Raw genomic sequence first — 12,522 nt, forward strand, 5'->3', positions numbered from 1 at the left:
AGGCTTCTTATGAAATGGCCGAAACGATTGATAGCAGTAGGTGCTGCTACTCTTCTTGCGACTGCAGGAGTGACGTTGAGCGCTTGTTCAAGTCAAGATAAAACGTCAGCAAATGGCAAGGTGACTATCGAGTATTTTAACCAAAAGACTGAGATGGTTGATACCTTGAAGACGATGATTCAAGATTTCGAAAAAGAAAATCCCAATATTCATGTCAAAATGACCAGTGTCCCCAGTGCCGGTACTGTTTTAAAGACACGCATGCTAGCAGGCGATGCCCCAGATGTGATTAACATTTATCCTCAGAATGTTGATTTTAAAGAATGGGCAAAAGCAGGTTATTTTGAAGACATGACTGGCAAGACCTATCTTAAAAATATCAAAAATCATTACGAGAAAAACTATGCTGTCAAAGGTAAGATTTACAGTGTCCCTCTCTCAGCTAATGTTTCAGGGATTTATTTTAACAAAACAAAATTTGACGAGTTAGGTTTTAAGGTGCCAGAAACTTGGGCAGAATTTGAAACTTTGGTCAAACAAATCAAAGCTGACGGAGAAACACCGTTTGCGCTTGCCGGTAGTGAAGGTTGGACTTTAAATGGTTATCATCAATTAGCTTACATTAGTGTGACTGGCAGCGGCGATAAGGCAAATGATTACCTTCGTTTTTCTCCGGTGAATTCTATCTCAACCAATGACAAAGAAGTTAAAAGTGTTTTGAAACGTCTTGATTTATTGGCTGAAAAAGGAAATCAACAAACCAACTGGGAAGGGGCTTCTTACAATGACTCTGTTGTAGCTTTTGCGACTGAAAAAGCTTTAATGTTGCCTGGCGGGTCATGGGTGTTAGCTGCGATTAAACAACAAGACCCTAAATTTGACATCTCAACCTTTGCCTTTCCAGGTGAAAAAGCAGGTCAAGAAGTGACTGTTGGTGCGGGTGATTTGGCCTTGTCAATCTCATCAACAAGCAAACACAAAAAAGAGTGCGAAAAATTCATTTCTTACATGGCTTCAGCTAAAGCAATGCAAAAATATTATGATGTCGATGGCTCACCTGTATCTGTAAATGGTGTGGTTGAAGACGAGAACTCTCCCCTTGCTCCGCTTTATCAATTAGCTTTTACAGATAAGCACTATGTTTGGCTTGGTGAGAACTGGACAAGTGAAGATGATTTCTTTAACTTAACAGTAAATTATGTGATGAGCAAAGACGCTAAGCAATATACAGATGAATTAAATACCTTTTTCAATCCGATGAAAGCTGATGTGAAGAAGTAGGAGGAAAGTAGAATGCGAAAATTTTTAAATAAGTATTGGGGTTGGACGTTTTTGATTGTCCCCTTGGTTTTACAAGCTATCTTCTTCTATTTTCCAATGCTTCAGGGAGCTTTTTATAGCTTTACGAACTGGACTGGCTTGACTTATAATTTTGATTTTGTGGGGGTCAACAACTACAAAATCTTGATGACGGACACGAAGTTTTTTAAGGCTCTTGGTTTTACCCTTATTTTGACCATTGCTTTAATTGTTGGTGAAATTGTTATCGGAATTTGGGTGGCGCGTGCCCTGAATGCCAAAATCAAAGGACAGACATTCTTTAGAGCTTGGTTCTTCTTTCCAGCTGTTTTGTCAGGTTTAACGGTGTCTTTGATTTTCAAACAAGTCTTTAACTATGGTTTGCCTGCTATCGGAGAATCACTCAATATTGAATTTTTGAAAACCAGTCTTTTAGGAACTAGTGGCGGTGCTATTTTTGCAGCTATCTTTGTCATGCTATGGCAAGGTGTAGCCATGCCTATTATTCTCTTCTTGTCTGGGCTTCAAACCATTCCAAGTGAAATCACAGAAGCGGCAGCTATTGACGGCGCAGACAGTAAACAGATATTCTGGAATATTGAATTGCCGTATTTATTGCCAAGTATTTCAATGGTCTTTATCATGGCGCTTAAAGCTGGTTTGACTGCCTTTGACCAAATTTTTGCCTTAACTGGTGGTGGACCAAGTAATTCAACGACTTCGATTGGACTTTTGGTGTATAACTACGCCTTTTCAAGCAATCAATACGGTTACGCTAACGCCATTGCCTTGATTCTTTTTGCCATCATTGTGTTAGTATCAATGTTGCAACTCAAATTATCAAGTCGTTTTGAAGTATAGGAGTGAAAGATGAAAAAAGAAGAACGTTATAATACTTTTTGGAAATATGTCCTCTTGGTTGCAGGTTCTATTTTGATTTTGATTCCTTTGTTAGCAACGGTCTTTAGTTCCTTTAAAACGACCAAGGATATCATGCAACATTTCTTTGCTTTTCCAAATCCTGTTACCTTAGCTAACTATACACGTTTGTTAGCCGACGGTATTGGACACTATTTCTGGAATTCAACCATTATCACAGTCGTTTCAGTGATTTTGGTAACTTTGTTTATTCCAGCAGCAGCTTATTCAATTGCGCGTAATATGAGCAAAAAGCGTGCTTTTAATATCATGTATAGTTTGCTGATTTTGGGAATTTTTGTGCCTTTTCAAGTTATCATGATTCCAATTACTGTCATGATGAGTCGACTTGGTTTGACAAATATTTGGGGCTTAATTATCTTGTACCTCACTTATGCTGTGCCACAAACCCTGTTCTTGTATGTCGGTTATATCAAATTAAGTGTCCCTGATAGTTTAGATGAAGCAGCTGAAATCGACGGTGCCGATAAATTTACAACTTATCGCAAAGTTGTCTTTCCAATGCTAAAACCAATGCATGCAACAACCTTGATTATCAATGCCCTTTGGTTCTGGAATGACTTCATGCTTCCTCTTTTGATGTTGAATAAAACATCTGATTCATGGTCATTGCCACTTTTCCAATACAATTACACAGGACAATACCTCAGTGATTACGGACCAAGTTTTGCCTCATACGTCGTTGGCATTATCACCATCACAATCGTCTACCTCATTTTCCAAAAACACATTATCTCAGGAATGAGCAACGGCGCAGTGAAGTAAGGATACAGAGGGCGTATAGCGAGCACAGTGAAAATAGGGAGGCGACGTTGTGTCATTAAACCACAAGGAGGCACATCTTTTTCACCAAGCCCGTAGCCTGAGTTCAACTTAACTTGGTATAGTTGATGGTTGCTAAAGCACCTCATCAACTAATGCTAACCGCTATTGCGGCTTAGCTAACCACCTTACTAGTTCGAAAACAAAATATTATCGATTTTGTTTTCTCACGTCGTAATATATAAGGCGTATAATGGGCACAGTGAAAATTAAACATTAAGAAAACAAAGGAATAGTTATGACAATACAAAATAAAACGATGCTTATCACTTATTCAGATAGTCTGGGTAAGAATTTGAAAGAGCTAAAGGACAACCTTGAGCACTATTTCGGCGAAGCTGTTGGTGGTGTTCACCTGTTGCCTTTCTTTCCCTCAACAGGTGACCGTGGTTTTGCTCCTGTCGATTATGACGAGGTTGATTCCGCTTTTGGTGATTGGGATGATGTGAAAGCCTTGGGTGAGCAGTACTACCTCATGTTTGATTTCATGATTAATCACATTTCCCGTCAATCAAAATATTATAAAGATTATCAAGAAAAACACGAAGCAAGTCCATACAAGGATTTATTCTTAAATTGGGATAAATTCTGGCCTGAAAATCGTCCAACTCAAGCTGATATCGATTTGATTTACAAGCGTAAAGACCGTGCACCAAAGCAGGAAATTCACTTTGCGGATGGTTCTGTGGAACATCTTTGGAATACTTTTGGTGAAGAACAGATTGACCTTGACGTGACAAAAGATGTGACTATGGATTTCATTCGAAAGACCATTGAACATTTAGCTGAAAATGGTTGTGACCTCATTCGCTTAGATGCTTTTGCATACGCAGTCAAGAAACTAGATACCAACGATTTCTTTGTGGAACCAGAAATCTGGGAACTACTTGATAAAGTCCGTCGCATCGCTGCCGAAACCGGCACAGAATTGCTCCCAGAAATTCATGAACATTATTCGATTCAATTTAAGCTTGCTGAGCATGATTATTACGTGTATGATTTCGCACTTCCGATGGTGGTTCTCTATAGTCTCTACAGTGGGCGCGTGAAGCGCTTGGCAAAATGGCTGAAAATGTCCCCGATGAAGCAATTCACAACACTTGACACCCACGACGGTATTGGAGTGGTTGATGTCAAAGATATTCTAACTGATGAGGAAATTGACTACACTTCAAATGAGCTTTATAAAGTTGGAGCTAATGTCAAACGTAAGTATTCGTCAGCTGAGTACAATAATCTTGATATCTATCAGATTAATTCGACTTACTATTCAGCACTCGGTGATGATGACAAGAAATATTTCCTTGCGCGCTTGATTCAAGCTTTTGCACCAGGCATTCCGCAAGTTTATTATGTTGGATTTTTAGCAGGGAAAAATGACCTAGACTTGCTAGAAAAAACCAAAGAAGGACGCAATATTAATCGTCATTATTATAGTGGTGAAGAAATTGCTGAAGAAGTCAAGCGACCAGTGGTTCAAGCATTGCTAAAACTCTTCACTTTCCGAAATCAATCTGCGGCTTTTGACCTTGATGGGAGCATTGATGTTGAAGTTTTAGATGAAAATACATTGGTCATTACCCGTCGAAATCACGCTAGCAGCGTGATAGCTGAGGCAAAAATCAATCTCAAAGAGTTGACTTACACAGTGACTGAAAACGGTCGAGAACTGGTATTTTAAAGTGTTATTTGTTAAAGAGGTTCTCAAAATCATTTGGGAATCTCTTTTGTGGGAGGTTTTAAAAAAGTTCAATGCAAACGATTGCACAATTTAAAATAAAAAGCTAAAATAGAGTCAAAGAATTGTAAGAAAAGAGGTGCTCTATGGAAAAGCATTGGTGGCATAAGGCGACAATTTATCAGATTTATCCGAAATCATTTAAGGATTCAAATGGTGATGGCGTTGGAGATTTGCAAGGAATCATCAGTAAGCTTGATTACCTGAAAAAACTTGGAATTACAGCGATTTGGCTCTCACCGGTTTATCAGTCTCCTATGGATGATAATGGTTATGATATTTCAGATTATGAGGCGATTGCAGACATTTTTGGTGATATGTCTGACATGGAAGCATTGCTAGAAGAGGCTAAGGCGCGTGGCATTCGTATTATTATGGATTTGGTGGTCAATCACACGTCAGATGAGCACGCTTGGTTTGTTGAAGCGCGTGAAAATCCAGACAGCCAGTATCGCGATTTTTACATTTGGCGTGATGAACCAAACGAGCTAGAGTCGATTTTTGGAGGCTCTGCTTGGGAATATGATGCTGCTTCTGGTCAATACTATTTGCACTTTTTTAGTAAAAAACAACCTGACTTGAATTGGGAAAAACAGGTCTTGCGTCAGTCTGTTTACGACATGATGAATCGCTGGATTGATAAAGGAATTTCTGGTTTTCGTATGGATGTGATTGATATGATTGGGAAAATTCCTGACAAACTCATCGCAAACAACGGTCCGAAATTGCACGATTACTTAAAAGAAATGTACCAAGAAACCTTGGCTGGAAAAGACTTATTGACGGTTGGTGAAACTTGGGGAGCAACTCCAGAAATCGCTAAACAGTACTCATCACCAGCTGAGGAAGAATTATCTATGGTCTTTCAATTTGAGCACATTGGTCTTCAGCACAAGCTAGATGCCTCAAAATGGGAGTACGAAGAAGAACTAAACGTTCCTGCTCTCAAAGCTATTTTTAACAAATGGCAGACAGAACTTAAACTTGGTCAAGGTTGGAATTCCCTTTTCTGGGATAATCATGATTTGCCGCGCGTGCTTTCTATCTGGGGTAACACAGACACTTACCGCGAAAAATCAGCTAAAGCGCTAGCTATTTCCTTACATCTAATGCGGGGAACGCCTTATATCTATCAAGGTGAGGAAATTGGAATGACCAATTATCCGTTTAAGGATTTGGGAGAAATTGACGATATCGAGTCGCTTAATTTTGCCAAAGAAGCCCTTGAAAATGGTAAGACGCCCGAAGAAATCATGGATAGCATTCGCATGATTGGACGAGACAATGCTAGAACCCCAATGCAGTGGGATAGCAGTCAGAATGCTGGCTTTTCAACTGCTGATAAGACTTGGTTACCAGTCAATCCAAATTACACAGAAATTAATGTACAAGCAGCTTTAGACAATCCAGATTCTATTTTCTACACTTACCAAAAACTCATCAAGCTTCGCAAAGAAAATGATTGGTTGATTGACGCGGAGTTTGAGATTTTAGAGACAGCTGATAAAGTGTTCGCTTACCTCAGAAAAACAGCTGACGCCACTTACCTCATAGTTGCTAACTTATCAGATCAAGCCCAAGCATTTGAAAGTAACTTTGCTTACCAAGAAACCATCATCAGCAACACCTCAGAATTAACAGACTTTGAAAACCACAACCTCCAACCCTGGGATGCCTTTTGCGTTAAGGTTGGATGAGCAACTAAAAACCAGCTCTAAAGTAGGAGCTGGTTTTTTAATCTAATCTCGCTGATAATAAAAGCTGCAGAAGAAATCAGCAGATTTCATAGAAAGAGACGCAAAATGCGTCTCAGGTGTTAATAAAAATAAGAAATTAAATTATTTTAGAGGTGATATGTAATTCTCAGGAAGTTTACCATATGACGCAATATATTTTTCCTCAGCTATCGGAATGAGATGTTTTAATTCTTCAAGTGAAAAAATCTCTCTACTGTTAGGATTTGATATTAAGGTCACAGGATGTTTCTTTATTTTTTCTTTCCTGTGCTTTACTTTTTCCTCCTCAGTTGGTGGCCAAGCATCGTTTTGTGCTTTAAAAAGAATATCATCAGCTGAACGTTGTCCGTTTAAATATTCTTTAAAATCATCGGCTTGGATTTCAAAAATTCGTCGCACAGAAGCAATGCCAAGTTCAAAAACGGTGTAGTATTTTCCATCATGTTCGCGAATATAAAGATTATCAGGTGTTTTGACTTTCTTGTAAGTTTCAAATTCTTCCCAAGTAATTGATGTTATTCCCATAATATCTCCGATGATGTCGTTAGCGTTTGCCTAGTAAATAATTTGCAATAATGGTCTTTTGCTCAAATAATTGAGTATTTACTTCTTTGCGTTTCTCAAAGTTATCATTCCAATAATTAATATCTGATAATCCACCTCTTGAAGGAAAGAGTGCTTGATATAAGGAAATCTTTTCTCTTTCGCTAAAAGCTGATTTTTTCAGTAACTTTGTTTTTAATTCATTCAAAACATTTATTTGACTAGCAATACCATCAATGTGGTATTTATTTGATATAGTGATGAATTTATCTATTGCATTTATTACTTCAGTGGTCATATTAATTGTTCCTTTTTCTTATTATTGTATTATAGGCCAAGAATCTAATACCTCAATATTTTCTATATTCCAGGGGGAGTCAATAAAGATTTGGAGTTTATCAAGTCCACCTTGATAAATTCCTCCTTGACTTCCAACAGGTCCCATATAAATAGTTGTTCCTTTTGGAATTTTAATCTTGTAAACTTTATCAATAGGTGATTGACCACTATATGAACCATCTGAATTTTTCCAAATATCTTTTACAGCGGTATCAATTCTGACTTGGGCTCTAGATTGCGGTGGAATACTAGTGAACCATTGTCCCATAGGATTATTACAACTCCCTGCCCTATAAAGCACGATATCTTTTGAGGTAGTTTTAACATTATATCGACCGCCATAAAAGTTACGATTTGGAGTAGCTGGGTGGTTTAATAGTGGACCTGGATTAGTTAATGCATTAAATTCATAGTTAGATATATTATTTATATCCTTTATCCTATCAACAACCTTCACCCCATCCTCAACTTTACCAACGGTTGAGGCAACTTCCTCGGTTTTGGCGAGTTTAGCGAGGTTGCTTGCTTCGTCGACGTATTTGAGTTTGCCAACAGCAGCAGGGCCGACAAGTGTGGCGACATCGAAGAGGTAGCCACCGATTTCAAAAGTGTTTCCTGAGGTGATATTATGAAAGACTTGGCTAGCAGAATTTTCAATGCCTTTATAAACGGCTTTCCAAGCATCGATATCGCCGTGTTGGAGTTGTTTGATGAAAATATCTGTGGTAAGGATAGTCATCCCAGCACTTGTCACATCATCTTTAATCCATTGAGGTGTTTTTTGCTTAAATAAGGTATTGCCACCCCATTCAATTCCTTCGAAAGCTAGTTGGCCGAGTTGAGCAGCTCTAATTGCTAGTTGCTCAATGGTTGTTTAGAAAGGATTATAGAATAGTTGTATTCTGCGCCTAAATATATATTATGAAAAGTTTATTGTAAGTTACTGATTTTTTCTTTTGGCAGTGGCTTAACTGCAACAGATTTGGCATCTACCATAAAAATACCATCAGTTAACGATGTTAAGAATTCTTCGTAACCAACATCAGCAAGTTTTTTCCCTTTGGCATCCATGATAAATAAACGTGGAGTTAACATTTTTTTACCTTGGTATTGTTGTTGATGTTGAGTTGTTAATTCAGGTGTTGCAGGTAAAACAGTTAACACTTCGCTATTAAGATAATTGACAGGAAGGATGAATTCATCATCTTTTTGTTCGATTTTAAAAACTTGTTGTTCTGAAAAATAGGCATTAATTTGTTGGGTTAGTCCTAATCGTTTATCGTAGCTATTCAAAAGCTGGTCATCAGGAACATTGATAATTTGTCCAAGGTAATTTAGATTGATAAAAATTGGTCGTCTAATACCCGATAATTGAACACCTGAGTGAACTTGAAGTTCTTTTACTAATTTATTAATAGCTTTTAAAAGAACAGGTGTGAAACGGTAGTTTAAAATACTATCACGTGTAAATGTTTTTCCCTGACTTTGTACAGTATTCACCTCAAGAATCACCAGTAACATGTTTAAAAACATTAAAGCACCAGTCCAATCAGAAGGTGTTGCTAACTCTGAAACTGAAAGCTGATATTCAGAGCTTTCATAAGAAAGGCGAAAACCAAATGTTGATTTTCCTTTTACTGCAAACAGAACAGATTGGAAAAGTGAAATATTAGAATTTGCACTTGGTGCATTTTGTGCATCTTTTGCAGCAACGCTTATACATTCAAAAATGTCACTTTGAAGTAAATCTCCAATGGTTAATATCTTTTCGCTATTAATTGTGAAAATAATTGATTCCAATACGATGTCCTTTCTCTAGTCAATTGGTAAATCTTTTCTTGCCCTTAAAATTGTGACTTCACTGACAGGGATTCGAGAAGAGTGGTAGAAGCGATGGCCATACTGATTATCCACTACCTCAGCCCCTTCCCAGATATCATTTGCCTTTAAGAATTCCACGTCATCGGTAACAATAGTAATCCATGAGTCAGGCTGATCAAAGTTATCGTCACTTGATTGGAAGATTTCACATTTTCTTCCATTGATTAATGCAGTATCAGTGATACGGTATTTTTTTTCAATATCCTCTTTTTTTACATTTTTTTTATAATAAGGATTTACAAATTTTGATGTAACTAATTGAAATCCGTCTGCAGCTGAACTTGATTCACTAGTTGTTAAAGATAGCGAACCGTCACTTTCAATACCATAATTATAATATGATTTTCCTCTATATACTAAATATGTTTTATGCATTTTATTCTCCTAAGTAGATTAATTTTCCATTTATGACTTCACCGATAGGAATTTCATCTCCATCAATATTTAAATACATCTTAGCACCATTAATCATTTTTATGCCATCTGGATTGGTAACTTTATACTCTGGTGTCAAGTATTCCTCTGACTTAATAAAACCATTCCCTGTTGCAGGGTCTGGGTCTAAGCCGATACCATTACGTTCTCCAAACGGGATGTTTATGTAATCTATATCTGGGGTTTGAAATTCAATACGGACATAGCCATCTGTAATAATATTGCCATCAGCATCAACAAATTTGGAACCATCATAATCTAGTCGTAAACCTTTAACGGCTTCTTCAATATTGGTGATATTAGTGACGTCTTCTCGTTTGGTAACGTACCCTCTAATTCCCCAAGCATTTTCTCCGAAATAATTATCCGCCTCTTCGATTGGAATAATTTTTTGCATGACAGTTTGGCTTGTTGGATGTGGAATGGCATTCCGAATATCAACCATCATATCATATTCAGCTTGGGTCATATCTACAACACGAGTAGCGCGCAACCTGTTGAAATTTGCCATAGTTGTATTATGTTCAATGAGTTTTTGTTGGATGATTTCATAAGTTGACTGTCCAACCTTCACCCCATCTTCAACTTTACCAACACCCGAAGCAACTTCGCTGGTTTCTGCGAGTTTAGTGAGCTTGCTTCGTCGACGTATTTGAGTTTACCAACGGCAGCAGGGCCGACAAGTGTGGCGACATCAAAGAGGTAGCCACCGATTTTATAGTCATCCCCTGTTTTAATAGCGGATGCCAAGTCGCTTCCAACTTTTTCACCAGTTTTAGCAACAGCATTCCAAGCATCTGCATCAAGAGCTATTAGTCTAGTGCCAAACTCACTGGCAGCCATCACATTGTTCCAAGCACCAGTCACATCGGCTTTAACCCATTGAGGTGTTTTTTGCTTAAATAAGGTATTTCCACCCCATTCAATTCCTTCAAAAGCTAGTTGGCCAAGTTGAGCAGCGCCAAGGGCTAGTTGGTCAATGGTTTTACAAACACCATCGACAAAACCTAAGGCTGTCAGAGCTACCGATTTGTCAAGTTGTCTACCAAAAAAGTCCCAGTTTTGTTTTTCTAATGTTTTACGAGTTCCTTCAAAGAAATTGGCGTCTAAGTCTGCTTGACTTTGTAACCAGGCCACCACGGGATGCTGTTTAGCCCACTCTTTTCTGGCTTTTTGTTCAGCTTGTTCTTTAGCTAGTTTTTCTTGTTGTGTGATTTGTTTGTCAACAGATTTGATGCTTTTAGCGAAATTGACATTACTAAAAGGAGTAGGAGAAATCAGCAGATTTCATAGAAAGAGACGCAAAATGCGTCTCGAGGTTATTCATTTAGCTTAGCACAATTTCTAAAATAATTCCTCTTTCGGAAAGATTTTGTTGTTGTTTTTTCATGAATCGCATACCATTTTCACTAGGATGGTGTCTGAAACCAACTTGGATAATAATTTTATCAAAGTTTTCTCCACATTTTGAAACATAGCATTTTCCATCAATATATTCGAGATAAGTATTTAGTTTTTCCTCTAATTTTTGTAAATGCTCTTTTTCAGAAGTTCCTTCCCACTGATTTTCATCAAGGATAATGAGTTCTAAATTTCCATCTTCAATGTCGCAATAGTCAATAACTGTCGTAAACATTTCAATCGGTTTGTAGTCAGACCAAAGTGGAGAGTAGTATATTGGCTGTTTACCATCTTCAACTTTCCATCGATTTATTTCTATTGTTAAATCTAATAATTCGATAAATTTGTCTTTTGCTGAATTAAAATCTACAAATTCGTATTTTCCCCTCACTGAAGCGCGATCCATTGTTGCATAAACTTGATAAACTTGTTTTGTTTTATCGTAATCAATGCGGGTCTCCCATTCATGAGGATTCCCTGCCTCAAAAATAGAATAGCGCAAAGTTTGATAATTGCGTTTTTCAATTTCTTCCAGTATTTCTTGTTTTTCTATTTGTAAATTTGGCATTATTATTTAATCTCCCTTAAAAATCCAAGCTCTTCATAAATTGAGACACTCGTTCCTAATTTGATTTGTTGTCCGCCACCTGCTCCAAATACTTCGGCAATTTCGCCTATTTGAGGATTGTAAATATCTTCAGCAGAGAACTTATAAATATTCATAAGTTTTAAGATTTTGTCTTGCTTTTCTGGGCGCAAATTATTAAATGCTTTTTCGTAGTTAGCTTTATTGATATCCATAGTAAATTGATATGTATGTTTTTCTAGATAACCTTCTGGGTAAGGTAAGCCTCGAGATTCAAAAGGAAAAGATTTACCATCCATTATAGGACTAATAAAAGTTCCACCTGAACTGCCATATCTATCTACTAATTGACCTGCTGTGATATTAGCATCGCGTGTTATTGGATTTCCAGCAGCATCTAGGACGAATCCATCTCCTTTAGGCCAATTTATACTTCCATCTGGGTTTAAGAAATCTAATGAACGAACTAAAACAGGTTTTCCATCAACAGTTTCTGTAGAAAAGTAGGCTACTTCATTGTTATTAAATCTTGCTACCTTATTACCAGCTTTATCAAAATAAATTTCATCAATTTTAAGAGTTTTAGAAGTACTTTTAATACTGTCAGTGGTAACAGTTTTTGAAAAATCATTTACTTTTAATTTTCCAAACAGTTTATCAAATTTAGAAACCTTCACCCCATCTTCAACTTTTCCAACGGTTGAGGCGACTTCGCCGGCGTCGGCGAGTTTAGTGAGTGAGCTTGCTTCATCAACGTATTTGAGTTTGCCAACGGCAGCAGGGCCGACAAGTGTGGCGACATC

The 12,522-nt window shown here is 37.5% G+C and carries 14 protein-coding genes; 5 read left to right on the forward strand and 9 right to left on the reverse strand.

Annotated elements, in window-relative coordinates; genetic code table 11:
* Positions 1 to 9: 9 nt before the first annotated feature.
* The 5 genes from BLR83_RS08210 to dexB all read left to right on the forward strand — a co-directional run bounded on the left by BLR83_RS08210 (position 10) and on the right by dexB (position 6,495).
* The gene (locus BLR83_RS08210; RefSeq protein WP_074561219.1) at positions 10 to 1,281 is read left to right on the forward strand and encodes an extracellular solute-binding protein; all 1,272 of its coding nucleotides are present in this window, start codon (positions 10 to 12) and stop codon (positions 1,279 to 1,281) included.
* A 12-nt stretch (positions 1,282 to 1,293) separates the two neighbouring features.
* A complete protein-coding gene (locus BLR83_RS08215) occupies positions 1,294 to 2,160 on the forward strand; it encodes a carbohydrate ABC transporter permease (RefSeq protein WP_074561220.1) in 867 nt (288 codons plus the stop codon).
* A gap of 9 nt (positions 2,161 to 2,169) precedes the next feature.
* On the forward strand, positions 2,170 to 3,003 hold the full coding sequence (locus BLR83_RS08220) for a carbohydrate ABC transporter permease (RefSeq protein WP_074561221.1): 834 nt from the start codon (positions 2,170 to 2,172) through the stop codon (positions 3,001 to 3,003).
* A 295-nt stretch (positions 3,004 to 3,298) separates the two neighbouring features.
* Positions 3,299 to 4,741, forward strand: coding sequence for a sucrose phosphorylase (gene gtfA, locus BLR83_RS08225; protein WP_074561222.1), 1,443 nt, complete (start codon positions 3,299 to 3,301; stop codon positions 4,739 to 4,741).
* A 143-nt stretch (positions 4,742 to 4,884) separates the two neighbouring features.
* Positions 4,885 to 6,495, forward strand: coding sequence for a glucan 1,6-alpha-glucosidase DexB (gene dexB, locus BLR83_RS08230; RefSeq protein ID WP_074561223.1), 1,611 nt, complete (start codon positions 4,885 to 4,887; stop codon positions 6,493 to 6,495).
* A gap of 141 nt (positions 6,496 to 6,636) precedes the next feature.
* Here the strand turns inward: dexB and BLR83_RS08235 are convergent, their stop codons facing one another.
* The 9 genes from BLR83_RS08235 to BLR83_RS10050 form a co-directional block, all read right to left on the reverse strand.
* The gene (locus BLR83_RS08235) at positions 6,637 to 7,059 is read right to left on the reverse strand and encodes a hypothetical protein (protein WP_074561224.1); all 423 of its coding nucleotides are present in this window, start codon (positions 7,057 to 7,059) and stop codon (positions 6,637 to 6,639) included.
* 19 nt (positions 7,060 to 7,078) lie between these two features.
* Complete coding sequence (locus BLR83_RS08240) at positions 7,079 to 7,375, reverse strand: ABC transporter (protein ID WP_074561225.1); 297 nt, start codon at positions 7,373 to 7,375, stop codon at positions 7,079 to 7,081.
* A gap of 21 nt (positions 7,376 to 7,396) precedes the next feature.
* Positions 7,397 to 8,155, reverse strand: a complete 759-nt coding sequence (locus BLR83_RS09980; RefSeq protein WP_200794023.1) for a hypothetical protein — start codon at positions 8,153 to 8,155, stop codon at positions 7,397 to 7,399.
* 191 nt (positions 8,156 to 8,346) lie between these two features.
* Complete coding sequence (locus BLR83_RS08250) at positions 8,347 to 9,216, reverse strand: DUF4299 family protein (protein ID WP_074561226.1); 870 nt, start codon at positions 9,214 to 9,216, stop codon at positions 8,347 to 8,349.
* A gap of 15 nt (positions 9,217 to 9,231) precedes the next feature.
* On the reverse strand, positions 9,232 to 9,672 hold the full coding sequence (locus BLR83_RS08255; RefSeq protein WP_074561227.1) for a hypothetical protein: 441 nt from the start codon (positions 9,670 to 9,672) through the stop codon (positions 9,232 to 9,234).
* A gap of 1 nt (position 9,673) precedes the next feature.
* Positions 9,674 to 10,306: a hypothetical protein gene (locus tag BLR83_RS08260; RefSeq protein WP_074561228.1), complete on the reverse strand. Its 633-nt coding sequence runs from the start codon at positions 10,304 to 10,306 to the stop codon at positions 9,674 to 9,676.
* The gene (locus BLR83_RS08265; protein ID WP_142349929.1) at positions 10,303 to 10,869 is read right to left on the reverse strand and encodes a hypothetical protein; all 567 of its coding nucleotides are present in this window, start codon (positions 10,867 to 10,869) and stop codon (positions 10,303 to 10,305) included. Before BLR83_RS08265 ends, BLR83_RS08260 begins: the two co-directional genes overlap by 4 nt.
* Before the next feature lie 190 nt (positions 10,870 to 11,059).
* Entirely contained in the window at positions 11,060 to 11,701 is a 642-nt protein-coding gene (locus tag BLR83_RS08270; protein ID WP_074561230.1) for an Imm59 family immunity protein, read from the reverse strand.
* A gap of 2 nt (positions 11,702 to 11,703) precedes the next feature.
* A partial coding sequence (locus BLR83_RS10050) for a TNT domain-containing protein (RefSeq protein ID WP_234793135.1) occupies positions 11,704 to 12,522 on the reverse strand: 819 nt, incomplete at its 5' end.

Source organism: Streptococcus equinus (assembly GCF_900101445.1).
Taxonomy (GTDB): Bacteria; Bacillota; Bacilli; order Lactobacillales; family Streptococcaceae; genus Streptococcus; species Streptococcus equinus_B.

Excerpts from the sequence above, each read along its gene's own strand:
- BLR83_RS08210 (WP_074561219.1), top strand. The coding sequence starts at position 10 with ATGAAATGGCCGAAACGATTGATAGCAGTAGGTGCTGCTACTCTTCTT.
- BLR83_RS08215 (WP_074561220.1), top strand. The coding sequence starts at position 1,294 with ATGCGAAAATTTTTAAATAAGTATTGGGGTTGGACGTTTTTGATTGTC.
- BLR83_RS08220 (WP_074561221.1), top strand. The coding sequence starts at position 2,170 with ATGAAAAAAGAAGAACGTTATAATACTTTTTGGAAATATGTCCTCTTG.
- gtfA (WP_074561222.1), top strand. The coding sequence starts at position 3,299 with ATGACAATACAAAATAAAACGATGCTTATCACTTATTCAGATAGTCTG.
- dexB (WP_074561223.1), top strand. The coding sequence starts at position 4,885 with ATGGAAAAGCATTGGTGGCATAAGGCGACAATTTATCAGATTTATCCG.
- BLR83_RS08235 (WP_074561224.1), bottom strand. The coding sequence starts at position 7,059 with ATGGGAATAACATCAATTACTTGGGAAGAATTTGAAACTTACAAGAAA.
- BLR83_RS08240 (WP_074561225.1), bottom strand. The coding sequence starts at position 7,375 with ATGACCACTGAAGTAATAAATGCAATAGATAAATTCATCACTATATCA.
- BLR83_RS09980 (WP_200794023.1), bottom strand. The coding sequence starts at position 8,155 with ATGACTATCCTTACCACAGATATTTTCATCAAACAACTCCAACACGGC.
- BLR83_RS08255 (WP_074561227.1), bottom strand. The coding sequence starts at position 9,672 with ATGCATAAAACATATTTAGTATATAGAGGAAAATCATATTATAATTAT.
- BLR83_RS08270 (WP_074561230.1), bottom strand. The coding sequence starts at position 11,701 with ATGCCAAATTTACAAATAGAAAAACAAGAAATACTGGAAGAAATTGAA.